Origin of the sequence: Streptococcus sp. AS14 (assembly GCF_000286495.1) — a bacterium.
In the GTDB taxonomy this organism is placed as follows: Bacteria; Bacillota; Bacilli; order Lactobacillales; family Streptococcaceae; genus Streptococcus; species Streptococcus sanguinis_P.
Map to the genome: position 1 here is coordinate 14627 of NZ_ALKI01000007.1, position 17357 is coordinate 31983.

The window sequence follows — 17357 nt, forward strand, 5'->3', positions numbered from 1 at the left end:
AAGCTATCTTATCAGCAACATGCCTTTATCTATACTATAAATGGCATGGCAGACTATTTCCCTCTTCATACTTTTCATTAAGAGTTATCGAAAAAGAACCAAGGAAATCCTCAGTTCTTATTTTAATTATTTACCAAGCTTAGCTTTAGCTGCATCTGCAAGAGCTGTGAAAGCTGCTGCATCGTTAACAGCCAAGTCAGCCAACATTTTACGGTTAACTTCAATCTCAGCCAATTTCAAACCATGCATCAATTGTGAGTATGAAAGGCCGTTCAAACGAGCTGCCGCATTGATACGAGTGATCCAAAGTTTGCGGAAGTCACGTTTTTTCTGACGACGGTCACGGTATGCATAGTAGTAAGAGTTCATTACTTGCTCTTTTGCAGTACGGAACAAGATATGTTTTGCTCCATAGTAACCTTTAGCTAATTTTAAAATACGTTTACGGCGTTTGCGTGATACAACGCCACCTTTAACACGTGCCATTTATATTTCCTCCAATATTTCCTAGATAATCGTTACAGTAGCTCTTATTTCAGACCTGTAAGCATTGCTTTGATACGCTTGAAATCTCCTGCATGCACCATTCCTGCTTTTCGAAGATGACGGCGTTGTTTTTTAGTCTTTCCGTGGAAACGGTGAGAAGTGTAAGCACGGAAACGTTTCAAGCCACCAGAACCTGTACGTTTGAAACGTTTAGCTGATGCGCGGTGTGTTTTTTGTTTTGGCATAATGTTTTCTCCTTTTTCTGTCTTTCTGACAATCTATTTTTTGTCAGGAATTGGCGCCATCTGCATGAACATCTGACGTCCATCCATCTTAGGCTTTTGCTCAATAATAGCAACATCTTGAGTCGCTTCAGCAAAATCTGCTAAAACTTTAGCCCCGATTTCTTTGTGGGTAATCATCCGGCCTTTGAAGCGGATAGATACCTTTATTTTATTTCCTTTTTCAAGGAATTTGCGTGCGTTGCGAAGTTTAGTGTCAAAGTCTCCCTTGTCAATAGTTGGGCTGAGACGGACTTCCTTCACAGTAACAACACTTTGTTTCTTGCGTTGTTCTTTTTGTTTTTTCTGGTACTCAAATTTGAACTTACCATAGTCCATAATTTTTGCAACAGGTGGTTTAGCTTGTGGCTGAATCAGGACCAAATCGACATTTGCTTCATCCGCAAGAGACTGCGCTTCGCTCAGCGGTTTAATACCTAATTGTTCGCCGTCAAGACCGATCAAGCGAACTTCACGCACACGAATTTCATCATTGATGAATAAGTCTTGTTTTGCTATGGTTTTCACCTCTTTTTTTATTTTTAGAGAAAAACAAGTGCGGACCTGCTAACGCAAACCCGCACTACATGATAGTATTTCATCACTGAAACTAAATCCTGTAGAGCCAGACAACGTTAGTCGCAAGGCGAGAAGCTCTCACTTCTGCTTTTCTCAACTCTACTATCATACCAAGTTTCATTTTATTTGTCAATGATTTTTTTCGCTTTTTCTTCGATAAATGCAACAACTTCAGAAATACCAACACCCGTGGTATCAAAATGAATGGCATCGTCTGCAGGTTTCAACGGCGAAACCTCGCGGTGACTGTCCTTATAATCCCGCTCTGCGATTTCTTCTTTCAGTTTCTCCAAGTCAGCAGGAATGCCTTTAGATAGATTTTCCTTATATCGGCGCTCAGCTCTTTCATCAACCGAGGCTACCAGATAAATCTTGAGCTCAGCCTGAGGCAAGACAACCGTTCCAATATCACGACCATCCATGACAATCCCTCCCTGAGCTGCAATTTGCTGCTGCAAGGCCACTAGTTTCTCACGGACTTGAGGAATGGCTGATACCCAGGAAACATTATTGGTAACTTCATTTTCCCGAATCGGGTGAGTCACATCCACGTCGCCGACAAAGACTAGCTGCTCGCCATCTTCTGCTCGACCAAAACTGACCGAATGATTATTGAGCAAGTCTACAATTTCAGTGGCATCTGCTTCTGTTAGATGATGCCGCAGAGCCAAATAGGTTGCAGCCCGGTACATGGCTCCTGTATCTAAATAAGTATAGCCAAAATCCTTAGCAATAATCTTGGCAACGGTCGATTTTCCACTGGAAGCTGGACCATCAATCGCAATTTGAATCTGTTTCATGGCTGGCTCCTACTCAATCTTCACAACATCACCTGGATTGGCATACCAAGAACCAGTAGACATATGAGAAGGGTTAAGCTGTTCCAGCTTGGCAATAGAAATACCTGCACGCGCTGCAATGGCTGCCTCGCCTTCACCAGGCTGGACAGTCAGAGTTCCCTCAGAGGATTCTGTGGTATTTGCCGCTGTCTGCTCTGCTGTAGAAGACGCTTCACTGCTGGAACTTGCTGCTGAAGTGCCGTAGAAACCTTCCATTTGGGTCTGTCTATTACTTCCTCCAGTAGACAGATAGGTCAGGAAGCACACCACCGCTACCACTAAAATACAGAAAATAATGGTTAATATGGTCAACAAGCGATCTGCATTCAAGGCGCTAAATTTCTTGGTTCGTTTCAACTTATCTTCTCCGTTATCGTATACATCTTCTTCCCATGGTTCTTTTTCCATGACTTCCTCCTTGAGTTTTTCTTAAAATCTTATTACAATATGGGTATGAAAGTAACACTCATTCCCGAACGGTGCATTGCCTGTGGGCTTTGTCAAACCTACTCTGATCTCTTTGACTATCATGACAATGGCATCGTCAAATTTTACCAGGACGACCAGCTCCTAGAAAAGGAAATCGCTGAGGATCCCGATGTCGTGGAAGCCATCAAAAACTGTCCAACCCGAGCTCTTTTGAAAGACTAGGATTTTTTGGACTGACTGCCATAGTAAGCTTCAAAATAGTCAATATGGGTAAAATTATCTACTAATTCTACCTCACCCTTAAAATGCTCATTAAGGGCCAGAGCATTGACAAAATATTTCTTAGGCCACTTGCGCATACAAAAACTCCGGCTGCGGTTCTGCCCTTTAAAATATAAGGTAATTGACGTCTTAGTCACTTCGACTTTTTCAATATCTGAAATCTTGACCTTTATCGGAGTAAAGGGATTGGCTGTGATAATTCGCAAGGTTCCATCATCATAAATGGTAAAATAACGATGAACTCCCATTCCCAGCAAAACCATGAACAAGAAGAAAGAAAACAGAACAAGAGTCGGCACTCGTGAGCTTTCATACATCAAAGCCAGGCCAACAAAAATCGGAATGACCGATAAAGACCAATATATTATCAGGATAGCTACATCTGGCTGCCAGTGATAGCGAACCTTACCGAAAATCTTTATCATGCTCACACCCCCATACTACTAGTTTAGCATAAATTAAGAAAAAATAGAACAGGTAGACTTGCCTATTCTATTTTTTATTTATGATTTTGCTGTCTTAAAGAAGCTATCAGACAAGTAACCCTTTCCTCTGACCATATCATACTCAATCAGTTTCAAATCATCTGCTATTTCTTGAGCTTCTTCGTCCAATTCCTTTTTATCGACACTTGCTTTATGCAATACTTCTGTTAATAAAGCATAGTAAGGTGATACTTTGGAATTGGTCTGCTCCAGTAAGAGAGCGGAGAAATCACTAGAATTGACTCTTGGATAATCGAGTTTAGGAGTTTCATAATTACTCCAAACGAAATAATCTGTCAGATATTGGCTTTCTGGATTTTCTTTAAAGGCTGACTGAGGATAGAGACCAGGCAAATGGTCACCGTAAAAGACGACTGTTACTTTTTTATCTACCTTTGAAAGCTTCTCCAAAAACTCCTTGGTCGCCTGATCTGTATGGTAAAGCATTCTGACATAGCTGGAAAGAGATTCGTTCCCTTCCTTGCTAAAATCAGGATAGCTGGCAGACATGTAGACAGGATTGGGCTCACTCCAAGGCATGTGGTTCTGCATGGTCATGACAGAGAAAAACTGTCCCTGCTTGCCATTCAAATGCTCCAAGACTTGATTATAAGTCGTTTTATCGCTGTAATTACCACCTATATTATCCCCCTTCAGGCCTTTGGTACCATAGTGAATAAAGGTATCAAATCCCAAATCCTGGTAAATGACATTTCTGGCATAATTGCTAGGGGAGGCCAGATGGATTACTGTCCGATTCTTAGATGAATAAGCATCGCTAATGGAAGGGAATCTATTCATCCTCGGGACAATTTCAGTATAGAGAACCGAAATAGATGGAGACAGATTATAAAAAGGCAAACCTGTCAGGGTCTGAAATTCCATGTTGGCCGTTCCTCCACCATAGCCGTCTGACTTCATCAGTCCACTGGTGGTGCGAGTTTTAACTTCCTGAATATAAGGAATTGGATTCTCAGACATAGTAACGCCATCAACCCGAGCTGGATCAGAAAAACTTTCACTCAGGAGATAAATTACCGTTTGATCTTCGATTTTATTCTGGCGTTCTTTGTTAATATCTTCCGCAACATTCTTATACTTTTTTTCTATCTCTTGAATCTTTTCCTTAGAATAGCCACGTGGCTCAATCATGGTTGTATCCGACATCTGTGAAAACCAGACAAAAGAAAGAGAGCGCAGCTGTGAATTGACAGTATTTCCCATCCAAGTCAGGTCATGGTAATTATTTAAGACCGAAATGACTGGGATATTCTCTACTATTTTGCCATTCTTTTTAGTGGCAAATATATCCATGACTCCCAAGAAAAAGACCAAGGGCAGGACTAGCAAGAGAAGCTGGTATTTAAGAACGGTAATGAGCTTGCCTGGCAAGATTTTCTTGCGCAAATACCAATAGAGAGCGCCTAGAGCAGCAAGTCCCAAAATAGCATAAAATCCATAATTGCCTCCGAGAAAGTCAAAGAGAGTCTTGGGATTTCTCAGCCAGACCATATCACTAGGCAATATTGGCTCTTGGCGATACTGAAATTTTAGACTGCTGGCTATGGAAGCAACCACTACTAGCGCTGTTATCAGCATGGTTGGCAGGAGAAAATGATTGAAAATCAGGTAAAGAGCCATAAAAATCATGAAAAAAACAATGATTTGAAAGAGACTGGCTCCAGTAAAAAGATACTGATCCAAAACAATCACATCTCCTCGGATACTATTTTGGATTGTATAGTTAAATATAAGAGCAAACACTGCACTCAACACAAAAGCAACAGAAACACTGGCTTTATTCTGAGCGAGATCACGCAATCCCTTAACAGCTAGAAAGCTGGGGAGAGAAAGCAGGATAAAGATTAGTGCGATAAGGCAGAGGAAAGTTAGCACAAAGTTCTGCGTTATATCCAACTTGCCTTCCTCAAGGAAATTCACTAAATAGCTTTGGTGATGCAGCAATTCCGGCATCTTATCGTCCATCAAAGCAAGAAATAGAAAGAATTGGGAGAGAAAAAGATTTTCCAGTACCTCTCTATTTTTCTTATTAACCTGCAAGAACTTACCTGGAAAGCGTTTTTTAAGCTTTGGAAAATGGATAAAAATATACGCAAATAAGAAAATCAAAAGCAAGCCAGGCAGGGAGTTAAACTGCCAAAAATGATTGCTGAAAACCCGTTCTGCTTTGAACTCAAAATCATTGACATGCTGCGTTACTCTCAGTAAGTAAGAAAATCCTGTATAAAGAGCGTAAATAATAGCTGACCATAGGAAAAATCTTTTGCTGAAGAGCTGAGACAAAAGCTTGCCCAAGCCAAACAAAAGAGGAAGCAACATCAGAAAGGCCAGCCACAAGGCTGGATAGCTCCGCAAATCTTCGCCTTCCTCCAATAGTAAAACTGTCGTGACAGCGACTATATCTAAAAGTAAAAAACTAATCAGCAGGTATGAGAACTGCTTATAGTGGTTGAATAAAAATTTCATTTTTCTTTCTGGTAAATAGTTAAATTCTCTAGCGAGATTTTTTGTGAATTAAGAATCTCACTTTTTCTTTAAAAGATTGGACAAACGATTTCTAATCTTTTGAGATAAATTTTTCTGACTTAATTTTTCTTTTTGCTCGGTCAACTCTGCCTTTTTCCTCTGCCAGTCCAGTAAAGAGGGGAGGGAAGATAAGGGCATAATCTTGAAATCATAATGACTGTCCCAAGCTAGATAAACCAATAAATGCTCTAAAACATCAGACAGCTCCTGCTCAGAGGATGGCAAGCTTTCTAAACTCTTCATCTGGAACAAACTAGCCAAAGCAGAGTATTTAAACCATACAAAGCCACCATAGACTCTCGTTAGAGAAGGGGGAGTCATACAGTCAAAAGACTTATGCAAATCAGCTTCCTGCCAGATAGCAGCCAGCCTTGGACGCGGCGGTTCTGACTCAAACAAGCCATCTCTGACTAGGCGCGGCAAATCTGGAATAACCAGCCCTACAGCAGACTCCTGCTCTAGCGCTTCTATGCTTGTATCTGCATAATAAACCATCATATTTATCAAATCAGAGCGCATAGCTTGGTCAAAAACTGCCTGATTCTCCACCAATCGATGAGTAGATAGATGGCCGATATAAGCATAGTTTTGCAGAATTTCCTTCTGCTCTAGCATGGCAAGCCAGGCATGAGATTTCTGACTTAGGATAATCTGCACTTTATTGCCTAGATGACCCAGAGCTGTCTGCAGCTGTTTCAGCACTTCTGGCTGGTTTGTTGTCAATAAATACTGATACTGAGATGACAGAGAGAATAGCTTGTCCTGATACTGCTGAAAAATAGGAAAATCCGTTACATGAATATGCAGGAGGACAGGCTGAACTGTCCGGTAGTTCGAAGTTGCCTGAGACAAATACTTGTCCTGCAGCAAACAAGGAAGGTCTGGACCAAAATAGTAGAAAAGGTGTTGCCTAATAAGCGAAGTTGGATAAGACGAGTTTGTTTCAAGATCTTCCAGCAAATACCTAGCCAAAAAAGGATTGCCTGTGAGAGCTTTTACCTTTAGAAAAGGAATCTTTGCTTCCAGAATCCTAAGAGGCTTATAGTATGAAAAATCTGGATGAACCAATTCTCCTGCTTCTTCCTGACGGGTATCAAGGAGAGATTGATATCTGAATCCTGCCTCTACAAAACGTTTGGTAAACTGGGTCTCGTAATGGTCTATCACATCTTGAACGTCAGTAAAATCTTCTACCTGAGACCAAAATTCACGGAAAGACTTGTCTTTGAGAACTGACTGCTTAAAGGTGACAAAGTAGCTCTGCAGGTGCTCTTCAAAGTACCTGGTCTTGCGAAAATTAGTCATTCCCCAAAAATCTGCTTGCGGTTCCTCTTCAAAGCGCTGATAAATGGGCGCCAAATCCCATAGTGGACCAAAGCAAGTGTCGTTCATGAGAGTCAGAGAGTCTGAGTTCTGCAAAGTATCAAAACCCAGCCAGTTCATACCGTCACGCCAAGCTGCAAAATCAAAGCCTCGATTATCCCGCTCAAGCAAGTCAGAAATTCCCAAGTCTTCTCTCAGCCGGCATTTGTCCTCATTGCTCAAAGGACTATTTGAAATAAAAAGAATCTTAGAAAAAAGCGGCTTTAGCTGCTCCAATTGATAGAAGACATGACCGCTTATATGATTGCATTTATTGAAATGAACATAGAGTAATATTCGTTCCATGAAAATACCTTATTCTTTATGATTGAGAAATCTTCCAACTGCCATTACGCTGGATTAAGCCAGTGGCAGAATCCTTAGCAGAGACATCGTCATCCTTAATATCCTGGCGATTGACCAAGATAACTGGGTTGTTCTGAGAGTCTGCAAAGGCTAGAATTTGTTCTTCCTGATCCCGCACTGAAACCTGCAGTTTTAACTTAGCGTTATTTATCTGTGTCACATGGCACTTGTAAGTCAAGCGCTTCTGTCCAGCTCCCTCTGTCGGCTGATCCATGGAATTATCATTGTAAAGCCAGATAGTTCGATCGATATCTGTCAGAGAAAAGGAAACATAAGTCGGGAGGTCTTGATTAACCCGATAAGAAATTTCAAATTCAATCTCTTGTTCAGGTGAAATCTGAGGCGAATGCAAGAGCTTAACCTTCAAATCAGAAACTGCTGCATTCTCAACCTGGAATCCTTCGTTCATGGCTTTTGTTTCAGTCGCATTGTCGAGACTGTACTGGTTCGCCACATCATCTGGATTGCCGATAGCCTTGACCAAGCCATTTTCAATCAAGACGGCCTTATTACAATATTTTTTAACAGCTCCCATGTCATGGGTCACCAGAATGGTCGTCTTACCTGACTCCTTGCGATCTTTGAAATAGTCATTACACTTACGCTGAAAGGCTTCGTCCCCAACAGCCAAGACCTCGTCCAAAATCAGAATATCACCCTGAGCCTTGATGGCCACAGAAAAGGCCAAACGCACCTGCATACCGCTGGAATAGTTCTTGAGTTTTTGATTCATAAACTCGCCCAGCTCAGCAAACTCCACGATATCATCGTACATGTCGTCTACTTCTTCTGTTGAGAATCCCAGCATGGCACCATTCATATAAACATTTTCGCGGCCAGTTAGTTCTGGATTGAAACCGACACCCAGCTCAATAAAGGAAACCAACTTACCATCAATAGTTACCTTGCCCTTCTCCGGAATATAAATCTCAGAGATAATTTTCAGGAGGGTGGACTTACCAGATCCATTGCGGCCAACAATCCCGTAGAAGTCACCTTTTTCGACCTCAAAGGAAATATCTTTCAAAACATGCTGTTCTTTGTAGCCTTTGATCCCCTTAAAGCGATTGACCAGACTGGTTCTCAAACTCTGAGTAGCCTCAGTAGGCAATCGAAAGAATTTACTTACATGGTCGACTTTTACTGCAATATTATTTGACATTATAAAATCTCCGCAAATCTCTTAGCATTTTTATTAAAGAAGAACAAACCTAGAGCCAATATCACAAAAGGAATCATATAAGGAATAAGGGCGATTAGTTTGTTATTCACAATATCCCAGCCTCTGACATTAACAGGAGCAACAATGAAATGGCGCATGTCCTGCAGCATCTGGGCAATCGGATTGAGCATCATAATTTTAGCTACAAAAAGTTTTTTACCATCCAAAAGGAAGTTCAGAGAGTAGATAATCGGGCTGGCGTACATTCCTGCTTGAAGAGCCACTTCCCAAATCGGTCCAATATCCCGATACTTCACAAACAAGGAAGAAAGCATGAGGGCACAGCCCATTGCCAAGACCAATACTTCCAGAAAAAGAGGAATAATTACTAGCGTATGCAAGCCGAATTCCACCTGATTGATCAAGGCGAAAAGGAAAACAACGACTAGATTAATCAGAAAATTGATAGCTGCTCCAAGAACCGATGAAAAGACGATGGTATGTTTTGGAAAGTTCAATTTACGAAGCAAATCTCCCCGAGAAACGATGGAAAGCATGCCCATATTGGTGGCTTCAGTAAAGAAAGACCAGAAAACCATCCCCAGCAAAAGCCCTACTGTATAGTGGGGTGTCCCGTCATCAAAGCGCAAAAAGCGGACAAAGACCAGATACATGATAGTAAACATCATCAATGGCTTCAAAATCGACCAGAGATAGCCGACCAAAGATCCTTGATAACGCAACTTAAAATCCGTCTTGATTAATTCTTTCAAAAGAATTCGATTTTTTTTACTAAAAAAATCCATGAATATTACTCCTTATAAGCAAACTTTGTGAGAATGAGGCTTGTAAAAACAAGGGTATGGAAAGTGCGGTTTTTACGATAGCCATACTGGCGAATCCTGCGCCAGCGCTCCTTAAAAGGCACCTCCATAATGGTCACAAAGTTCTCAATTAACTCTCTATTTTCAGCAATCAGCGGCAGGACCAGCAAATTTCTAGCCTGGGTCTGACTGTCTTTTATCAATTTCCAATATTTGGCAAAAAGAACATGGGGACGAACCCAGTTTTTAACGCGTTTTCTGAGCGTTCGAGCTCCTAGCACATTATTCGAATGTTGTCGATAGAGCTCACCCGGCTTGTCAATATAGACTAGATTACCAAAAGCCGCAGCCAGCAAGCCCAGATACCAATCGTGCATGAGCAGTTCATGCTCTTCCTTCCCAGTCCAAAGTTGGGCCAAGGCGCGATTTATCATAGAAACACCGCCCGTCACCGTATTCTCCGTCAACTCTTGGACTAGTTCTATATTAGCGTGATCTGACTGAGTGCGAATCATGCTTTCGTGAACAACCTGTAGCTCTTGATCTACGACCTTCAAGTCAGTATACACCAGCAAGGGCTGACTGCTATCATATTTGTCTGCCTCAGCCAACTGCATGGCAATCTTGTCTGGCAGCCAAACGTCATCTTGGTCGCTAAAGAGATAGAAATCCGAATCTTGGTATTGAAGCAGGCTATGAAAACTCTGAATGACACCCAGATTTTGTGGATTTTCCCGATTGATAAAGGAAATACGGTCATCCTTGCGGCAAAAGTCTTCGATGACAGCACGCGTCCCATCTGTAGAGCCATCATCACGAATCAGCAGCTGCCAGTCCCTATATGTCTGCTCTTGGATACTCTTAATCTGCTCGGCCAGAAACTGTTCCCCATTATAGGCGGACAGAAGAATGGTCACTTTCATGATAAAAATAAATCCTCGTATTCACCCACAATTTTTTCCCAGGTGTAGTTTTCTTTCATATTTTCTTTGGCGGCTTGACCTAGCTCCGTAAAATCTGTTTGCGCATCTACTCGGTCAATCAGCTGGGCCAGCTGGCCTTTTTCTTTTTCCCAGTAGAGAGCCGTTTCTTTTGCTACCTTCCGATTGAAGTCCACATCCAATACCAGATTGGCATCTGTCTGAGCCAGAGCTTCCAAGAGTCCCGGATTGGTCCCGCCAACCTCATGACCATGTATATATGCAAAAGCATGATTACGGATATATTTGAGCAGATTTTGATCATAGACCGTCCCGACAAACTTAATGCGAGAATCATGGTCAAAGCCTGTTTTCTGCTTGAGTTCTTCAAAATAGGGATTGCCCTCATGATTGCAGATAATCAGCAAGTCACGTTGGGTTTTGGACTTCATAAATTCTTGAATGATGGTTTCATAGTTGTTTTCCGGAACGAAGCGTCCGACAATGAGGTAGTAGTCTTTTTCCTTACTGGCCCACTTTTCAAAGAAGACCCTGACCTTGCCTTCGTTTTCCGTCAGATTGGACAGATAAAGGTCGGTTCCATAAGCGATACAGGTCGTTTTAGACCAAGGATAAGCTTTTTGAATATAGCTTTCGATGCCTTGATTATCCGCTATAACCAAGTCTGCATGCTTGGTCATGACCTTTTCAGAATACTTGAGATAGGCTTGAACTGGCTTAGACCATTTGGCCCGCTTCCACTCCAACCCGTCAGGATTGATAAAGAATTTACCGCCTGCCTGATGGATACGACGAGCAAAGGGAAATATAAAAGCACCAATCGTATTTCCAAGAATGTAAAAAATAGGCTGTTCAATCTGCTCTTTTTTAGCAAACTTGAGGGCATAGGAGACAGCCATCATATCATAGGCAATTACTCGGGCTGGGCCAAGCTTAGGTGGATTTACTGTAAAACAGTCTACCCCCTTGTAATCAAAATGATGAAAAGCTTCATCATCTGATAAGCAAGCCACATGATATTGGATTTGAGAAGAGATTTGATGTTCTGTCAATTTTTCGACAAAGGTTTCAAATCCTCCATATTTGGCAGGAAGTCCCCGACTCCCGATGATGAAGACATGTTTCATGATTTCCCTCAATTCAAGATTTTACAATCCATTCTATTATACCACTTTCTAGTGTGTTTGTATAATACAAAAAGGACAGGTAGAGCCACGGCTGAACTTGTCCTTTTCTTTCTTTAACCTCTTCTACCAGAAAACAGCTTATTTTTCACTTTGCGTAAGAAAGAGCTGGCTTGTTGAGAAGGTAAATTTGTATCCAATAAGCACTTGACATGGCGCAAAGAGTTAGCCTGATACATTTCAGTATTTTCAATCTTATCCAATAAGTTTTGGTAAACACTCTGAACCGAGTAGCGCTCTTGGATTTTGCCAAGATTGGCCACCGACTGGTCTTTTAATCCCTCAAAGTTTGCCAAGGCAATGTTTATCTTATCAGCCAACCCCTCGATATTACCAGATGAATACAGCTGGCCTTCTTCAAAGATTTCATAGGCAGATAGATGACCAGGATTGTCCGACAAAATGGTCGGAAGGCCATTCATAATCGCTTCAATATAGACTAAGCCAAAAGTTTCCATTGCAGAAGGAAATACCGCAAGATCTGCTGCCGTCACCTCTGCCCAAGGATTGTCCTTGTGTCCCAGGAAACTAATATTTTTTATCTGGTGTTCAGAGATATAAGTATCGCATCTTTTTTTGTACTCCTCATCCCAGGCACCGATAAAAACTAAGGCCGGTTTTGGCTGAGATAGCTGGTTATAGGCCTTTATCAATTCTAATTGATTTTTCCGCTCTGTCAAACGTCCGACTGACACAATACGCCTTTCGGCTCCATCCCTTTCTCCTGTATTAGTAGGATGAATTTTCGTAAAAGGGGCAAAAGACAAGACTTTTCTGTCTGGCAGCAGCTCCTGTAACTGTCTCTGCAAGGCACCTCTAACTGCAAATATTTCCTGCGAATAATCACTGATAAAATCTAGCTTTTCCTTATAGTAACCAAACTCTCCGTCAGGAAATTCATGAATCAGCCAGAAATGCGGAACATTCTCGCAGGCCGCTGCCACTGCACCTTGAAACATATTGACCGTGTTGGTAATAACCAAATCAATCTTTCGCTCCGTTAGTATCTTTCTGAGCGCTGAGGTACTTTCTTGATAAGAGCGAGCTCTAGACTCAGGACTGTCCGGCAGGCCACCAGGCGCGTCCTCCCACCACCATTTAACTGACGGCAAGGCTATAGTCTCAATACCCAAGGCTGCCAAGCTGGATATATAGTCCTGCTGAACGGCTACATGATAATCTGGAATCGCATTGATAACCTGATGGCCTGTCTGGACCAAGTATTCCATCAAATTGACAATAGAGATTTCAGCTCCATTATCCAGCGTTCCAGTTGGCGAAATGAATAATATCTTTTTTTTCATAGCTTATCCTAATACATTCCAATAAAAGGGCACCATCAAGTAGAGGGAAACCAAGAAGTTAGCTACCAGAGTCCCAACCATCATTCGATTCACCACCCTGTCTTTAATGTCCAAGGTTCCTAGATTAGCAACAGTTGGTAGCAGTAAGATCAAGAAGGGTGTAAAATAACGTCCCTGAGAACCAACAGATATCATGGCACCTTTACCTAGGACGATTGGCGTCCACTGCAGATACATAATCGACACAACAGCAATCACTTGAACCAGAAACAGATAACGCGACATGACTGTGTAACCCTTGGTCATAAAATCTTTCTGCGACTGCAAAAAGATAATCGCCAAGACTGCCACATCAATAAAAATCAGCCAAAGCGGCAGCTGAATAGTAAAATTACCCAAGAAACCAAACATACCGATTGTCAAAATCGTATTCAAGTCACCATTAACACTTTGTTTAAAGAGTGTATTCAGTAAGACTTGGCCATAGTGCAAGAGCCCTCCCTGATTGCGAAATGCCAGATGCAAGGCAAGAAAGAAAGCGGAAAAGCCAAGTACATAGAAGATAGGGCGATAACGAGCTACAAAAGCTTTGGTTGCAAGAAAAGGCTTGTTCAGAACCGCAAGGAATCCTTCAAACTCAAAATCAACAAAAGGTAGCAATCCTAATAAAAGAACATTATTCGGTTTGGTTACAAAGAGGCCTATAGAAATCACCAAAAGCTCCAGTACATTTCTATTAGTAAATCTCTTATGGTAGGCAATATTGGTCAAAAAGCCAACCGCCAGCATAATCTCCAGATAGCTCATCACATCATAAGAGAGAGAAGCTGCCTGCTGGACCATAATAGGCAAAAGAGATAGGAAAAGCAGAGCTTTTTTGCCATATTTGAAATATTTAATCAGCAGATAAACCCCGATGATGTATGCCAAGGCATTAAAGAGCCGCCCCATCATCACGATGAAGCCTACTGACGGATAAAGCAAGCTTCCTAAGGTCATACCTATGAGCTGAGGCAGGAAAGAGATAGCCTTGAGATTAAAGCCAAAGGCAAACTCTTCTTGCGTCATATCTATCTTCTCTGAGAACAGTTGCTTGTACTCTGCCGGCGAAACATTCGGAGCGGATGGGATTTTATCCATCCATTTATATGTTCGACTAGTCGGTTTATGGAAGATTTCCCATGTCATACGAGCGTGATTGGTCTCATCAGGCACTCGATTAATCGGCTGTGCAATCATAAAAGTCAAGACAAAGATACTTGCCAGCAGCAAGAAAATATTCTCAACTTTTACTTCTTTATTTCTTTTCAAAATAAGTCACCATTTCATCTTTTTTATCTAAACTGCAATTTTCTAATACAAAAGCGTAGGCATTCTCCGCCAGTTCTCTGCGTAAATCCGCAGAAAGAATCAGACTTTCCAGCTTTTCTTTCCATTCACCATCTTTAGCCAAAAGTCCCGTCTGACCGTCAATCATCATATCAGAAAAAGCACCGATATGACTGGCAATCGTTGGCACCTTGACTAGAGCTGCTTCTATCCACTTGATTTCTGACTTGGCCCGATTAAAGACTGAGTCAACCAACGGAGCTAGATTAATATCAACCTGACTAATCAACTGAGGCAAGGCCTTCCAGTCCACATACTCATGGATAACAATACGCTGCGAATATTGTTTCATATCCTGCGGGATATCCAAGTGCCCTACAATATGAAGCTCCACGGATGGGTAGTTGTCTAGCACTTCTTTGATAGCCGGCTTGATGAGCTCAAAATTTTCATTGTGGCTGATGGAGCCAGAGAAATAGCCAATTTTGATTCTGTCGTCTTCACCAAAGTCTTCCTTCAAGAATTGCGAGCTAACCGCAATCAATTCGCTGGACGCCAGATTACGATTCAGCAGAACTGAGTCCTTGTATTTGAGCAATTCCTCTTTTAACTGATTCGTGGAGGTAATCGCTCCATCACAAGCCGCCAGCATTTTTCCGTAATTCTTCACCCCAGCATCATAATTGCCCTTTTCCTTCTCAGATAAGCCTTGTGTATAGCTTAGCTGGTCCGTATAAAGGGTATCAAAGACCAAATCATCAATATCAAAATAAACTGGCTTATGCTCCTCCCGAGCCAAATCACATAAAAGCTGGAGTTGAGCGGACCAAGGAGCGCGGTAGATAATGATATGGCTGGCATACTGGGCCTGAGACAGAATAAACTTAGACGCATTGACCACTTTCACAGCAAAACCATTCTTTCTAAGCTGCTCTGCCTTATTGAGCACACGGTAGCGCGTACACTGCGGAATGATGTTCTCTACACCGTCAATGATGAGAATGTATTGATCACGAGGCACATCTTTGAATTTTTGAACAATGTTCTCAAGAATTTCTACTGGATAATCTGTCTTCTCCCGAACATAGTCCAACAAATCAGGAACCTCTGACTCTCTTTCCAGACCTTGCCATAAAAACTGCTGATCATCATAATTCTTCAAAGAAGTATACTTAATCAGAGGACTACCGGCCTTTAACATCCTTAATGGATGAATATACATAGCCGAATCCTGATTTTCGTGAACCAAGGCATCGTAACGATAGCCCAAGTCAGCAAAGTACTTGGTAAAAGTCGTTTCATGTTTTCCGATAGCCTCTTCCCGTGAATCCGTATCAGTTAACACTTCCCAATAGTCGTAGAATTCTTCGGACTGAAGCAGCAAAGGCTCAATCACCAAAAAATAAGACTGTAGGTGATTGGGAATGTAACCATAGCGGTTAAAACCAGTGATATCTTCCTGGGTCTCACCATAGGAAATTCCCCAAAAATCAAGATTTCGGCCAGCCATAGTTTGAAAGACAGCCGCCAGATCACTCATAGGTCCGATATTGGTGTCATTGACGAGCATCAGCTGAAAACAATGCTGCAACGTTTCCTTTCCTAAGGAAAGAATGCCTTCACGAAAAGCTGCCGTATCATAGCCAGTATTATCCCGCACCAAGACTTGGCCATACTGTCCTAAAGTTTCTAAATCTTCTGCAACCAGTCCGCCGTTAACGACGATGAGAGTCTTATCAGCCAAAGTTGCTAACTTTTCTAAAAAGATAACCTTGTACTGCTGCAAGCGTGGCTCGGATTCAAAAATGACATAGACTAAGACTTTTTCGCCGCTTGAAACTGAAGCTAAAGCTTTTCCCCTTTGAGAATTCCGCAACCATTGATAATAATAAACCTTAGGAGACTTAACTTGGCGTTTCAAACGAACCAGCTGTTGCTTAATCCGACTTAAAGCAACTTTGATACTGCGAGGATTTTTGACTAATCGAGCCAGACGTTTCAATGGGGTAATCACACCATTCCCCAGCCGATAGGAAATAGATCGGCGAATACGAAACTGCTCCTGAATAGCCTCATCCCGCTGTTCTTTTATCGTTCTCAGTCTGGATTTCAGGGAATCTAGATTTTGATGTAACTGCCGCTGATCCTCCTGCAGTTCAAGAACATAGTCGTTCACTTTATCCATATGCTGAATCAACTCATCCAAGCGGCCTTCCAATGTAAATATGTTCTTGCCCAGAGCTTGATATATTTCATCTGGTATCTGTTTTACATACTTACGCAGAATTTTCAGATACATTTCGTAATGATATCTCGTAGAATCCCGTTTAGAGATTGATTCCTCATCAAAGACCCGATAATTCAGCTTTGTTTTTGCATCATAAACTGGTTTCGCACCTTGATTGATAATTAAGTTTAAAAGGAAATCATAGTCTTCCAGTTTTTCACGATTCAGAGCTTCATCATAATAAATACCATCAGCAACCGAACGACGAATGAGAGAACAGTTGGAAATAAAATTTTCCGTTAAGAAAGCTAGCTTGTCAAATGGCCGTGATTTAAGGTAAACTTCCTTTTTATCAGGATCATACAAATCACCATAGACAATATCTGCCTCCTCTTGCACCATGCTTGTATAGAAGCTCTCAATATAGTCTGAATCCAGAAAATCGTCACTATCCACAAAAATAAAATAAGTGCCTTGAATTTGCTGCAAAGCCTTGTTTCTTGTCTTGACGACCCCCATATTTTCATGACTTTCAAACCGCGTCGGAAAAGGGGAATCCGCCAAGACAGCCTCTATGATTTCAGCAGAATGGTCAGAGGAGCCATCATCCAATACCAGTAACTCAATATTTCGATAGGTCTGAGCAAAAATACTGCGCAAACACTGTTCAATGTAATCTTGATGGTTGTAACAAGTTACAACAACAGATATTAAATCTTTCATATACTTT

16 protein-coding genes and 1 other annotated feature are annotated in these 17357 nt (G+C 41.6%); of the genes, 1 reads left to right on the top strand and 15 read right to left on the bottom strand.

Translation table 11 applies throughout. The annotated features are described in order from the left end of the window. Positions 1-126: 126 nt before the first annotated feature. The 5 genes from rplT to HMPREF1150_RS09215 all read right to left on the bottom strand — a co-directional run bounded on the left by rplT (position 127) and on the right by HMPREF1150_RS09215 (position 2593). Positions 127-486: a 50S ribosomal protein L20 gene (rplT, locus tag HMPREF1150_RS09235; protein WP_000124830.1), complete on the bottom strand. Its 360-nt coding sequence runs from the start codon at positions 484-486 to the stop codon at positions 127-129. Between the two features lie 44 nt (positions 487-530). Beyond that, positions 531-731 carry a 50S ribosomal protein L35 gene (gene rpmI, locus HMPREF1150_RS09230; RefSeq protein WP_002895038.1) on the bottom strand — a complete coding sequence of 67 codons (201 nt, stop codon included), beginning with the start codon at positions 729-731 and terminating at the stop codon, positions 531-533. Between the two features lie 33 nt (positions 732-764). Then, positions 765-1295 carry a translation initiation factor IF-3 gene (infC, locus tag HMPREF1150_RS09225; RefSeq protein WP_002895037.1) on the bottom strand — a complete coding sequence of 177 codons (531 nt, stop codon included), beginning with the start codon at positions 1293-1295 and terminating at the stop codon, positions 765-767. 16 nt (positions 1296-1311) lie between these two features. Next, positions 1312-1442, bottom strand: a sequence feature (ribosomal protein L20 leader region). A 26-nt stretch (positions 1443-1468) separates the two neighbouring features. Beyond that, on the bottom strand, positions 1469-2146 hold the full coding sequence (cmk, locus tag HMPREF1150_RS09220) for a (d)CMP kinase (RefSeq protein ID WP_002920778.1): 678 nt from the start codon (positions 2144-2146) through the stop codon (positions 1469-1471). A gap of 9 nt (positions 2147-2155) precedes the next feature. After that, positions 2156-2593 carry an SAG1386/EF1546 family surface-associated protein gene (locus HMPREF1150_RS09215; protein ID WP_002895035.1) on the bottom strand — a complete coding sequence of 146 codons (438 nt, stop codon included), beginning with the start codon at positions 2591-2593 and terminating at the stop codon, positions 2156-2158. 45 nt (positions 2594-2638) lie between these two features. Here HMPREF1150_RS09215 and HMPREF1150_RS09210 point away from each other — a divergent pair, with 45 nt between their 5' ends. Beyond that, positions 2639-2836, top strand: a complete 198-nt coding sequence (locus HMPREF1150_RS09210) for a ferredoxin (RefSeq protein WP_295345912.1) — start codon at positions 2639-2641, stop codon at positions 2834-2836. Here the strand turns inward: HMPREF1150_RS09210 and HMPREF1150_RS09205 are convergent. The 10 genes from HMPREF1150_RS09205 to HMPREF1150_RS09160 form a co-directional block, all read right to left on the bottom strand. Continuing rightward, complete coding sequence (locus tag HMPREF1150_RS09205; protein WP_002900006.1) at positions 2833-3321, bottom strand: EbsA family protein; 489 nt, start codon at positions 3319-3321, stop codon at positions 2833-2835. The two genes, HMPREF1150_RS09210 and HMPREF1150_RS09205, sit on opposite strands and share 4 nt — an antisense overlap. 78 nt (positions 3322-3399) lie before the next feature. Next, the gene (locus HMPREF1150_RS09200) at positions 3400-5868 is read right to left on the bottom strand and encodes an LTA synthase family protein (RefSeq protein WP_002912836.1); all 2469 of its coding nucleotides are present in this window, start codon (positions 5866-5868) and stop codon (positions 3400-3402) included. Positions 5869-5925: 57 nt separating this feature from the next. Then, complete coding sequence (locus HMPREF1150_RS09195; RefSeq protein ID WP_009659287.1) at positions 5926-7596, bottom strand: rhamnan synthesis F family protein; 1671 nt, start codon at positions 7594-7596, stop codon at positions 5926-5928. A gap of 16 nt (positions 7597-7612) precedes the next feature. After that, entirely contained in the window at positions 7613-8818 is a 1206-nt protein-coding gene (locus HMPREF1150_RS09190; protein ID WP_002912840.1) for an ABC transporter ATP-binding protein, read from the bottom strand. After that, positions 8818-9624: an ABC transporter permease gene (locus HMPREF1150_RS09185; RefSeq protein WP_002912841.1), complete on the bottom strand. Its 807-nt coding sequence runs from the start codon at positions 9622-9624 to the stop codon at positions 8818-8820. Before HMPREF1150_RS09185 ends, HMPREF1150_RS09190 begins: the two co-directional genes overlap by 1 nt. A gap of 5 nt (positions 9625-9629) precedes the next feature. Then, positions 9630-10565, bottom strand: a complete 936-nt coding sequence (locus HMPREF1150_RS09180; protein ID WP_002912843.1) for a glycosyltransferase family 2 protein — start codon at positions 10563-10565, stop codon at positions 9630-9632. Beyond that, the gene (gene cps2T, locus HMPREF1150_RS09175; RefSeq protein ID WP_009659331.1) at positions 10562-11710 is read right to left on the bottom strand and encodes a beta 1-4 rhamnosyltransferase Cps2T; all 1149 of its coding nucleotides are present in this window, start codon (positions 11708-11710) and stop codon (positions 10562-10564) included. Before cps2T ends, HMPREF1150_RS09180 begins: the two co-directional genes overlap by 4 nt. Before the next feature lie 113 nt (positions 11711-11823). Next, on the bottom strand, positions 11824-13071 hold the full coding sequence (locus HMPREF1150_RS09170) for a glycosyltransferase family 4 protein (protein ID WP_009659249.1): 1248 nt from the start codon (positions 13069-13071) through the stop codon (positions 11824-11826). A gap of 3 nt (positions 13072-13074) precedes the next feature. After that, on the bottom strand, positions 13075-14382 hold the full coding sequence (locus tag HMPREF1150_RS09165; RefSeq protein ID WP_009659290.1) for a DUF2142 domain-containing protein: 1308 nt from the start codon (positions 14380-14382) through the stop codon (positions 13075-13077). Then, positions 14369-17350: a rhamnan synthesis F family protein gene (locus tag HMPREF1150_RS09160; RefSeq protein WP_002912848.1), complete on the bottom strand. Its 2982-nt coding sequence runs from the start codon at positions 17348-17350 to the stop codon at positions 14369-14371. Before HMPREF1150_RS09160 ends, HMPREF1150_RS09165 begins: the two co-directional genes overlap by 14 nt. Between the last annotated feature and the right edge of the window lie 7 nt (positions 17351-17357).

Coding starts and splice junctions, on each gene's coding strand:
- rplT (WP_000124830.1), bottom strand. CDS start 486: ATGGCACGTGTTAAAGGTGGCGTTGTATCACGCAAACGCCGTAAACGT.
- rpmI (WP_002895038.1), bottom strand. CDS start 731: ATGCCAAAACAAAAAACACACCGCGCATCAGCTAAACGTTTCAAACGT.
- cmk (WP_002920778.1), bottom strand. CDS start 2,146: ATGAAACAGATTCAAATTGCGATTGATGGTCCAGCTTCCAGTGGAAAA.
- HMPREF1150_RS09215 (WP_002895035.1), bottom strand. CDS start 2,593: ATGGAAAAAGAACCATGGGAAGAAGATGTATACGATAACGGAGAAGAT.
- HMPREF1150_RS09210 (WP_295345912.1), top strand. CDS start 2,639: ATGAAAGTAACACTCATTCCCGAACGGTGCATTGCCTGTGGGCTTTGT.
- HMPREF1150_RS09205 (WP_002900006.1), bottom strand. CDS start 3,321: ATGATAAAGATTTTCGGTAAGGTTCGCTATCACTGGCAGCCAGATGTA.
- HMPREF1150_RS09200 (WP_002912836.1), bottom strand. CDS start 5,868: ATGAAATTTTTATTCAACCACTATAAGCAGTTCTCATACCTGCTGATT.
- HMPREF1150_RS09195 (WP_009659287.1), bottom strand. CDS start 7,596: ATGGAACGAATATTACTCTATGTTCATTTCAATAAATGCAATCATATA.
- HMPREF1150_RS09190 (WP_002912840.1), bottom strand. CDS start 8,818: ATGTCAAATAATATTGCAGTAAAAGTCGACCATGTAAGTAAATTCTTT.
- HMPREF1150_RS09185 (WP_002912841.1), bottom strand. CDS start 9,624: ATGGATTTTTTTAGTAAAAAAAATCGAATTCTTTTGAAAGAATTAATC.
- HMPREF1150_RS09180 (WP_002912843.1), bottom strand. CDS start 10,565: ATGAAAGTGACCATTCTTCTGTCCGCCTATAATGGGGAACAGTTTCTG.
- cps2T (WP_009659331.1), bottom strand. CDS start 11,710: ATGAAACATGTCTTCATCATCGGGAGTCGGGGACTTCCTGCCAAATAT.
- HMPREF1150_RS09170 (WP_009659249.1), bottom strand. CDS start 13,071: ATGAAAAAAAAGATATTATTCATTTCGCCAACTGGAACGCTGGATAAT.
- HMPREF1150_RS09160 (WP_002912848.1), bottom strand. CDS start 17,350: ATGAAAGATTTAATATCTGTTGTTGTAACTTGTTACAACCATCAAGAT.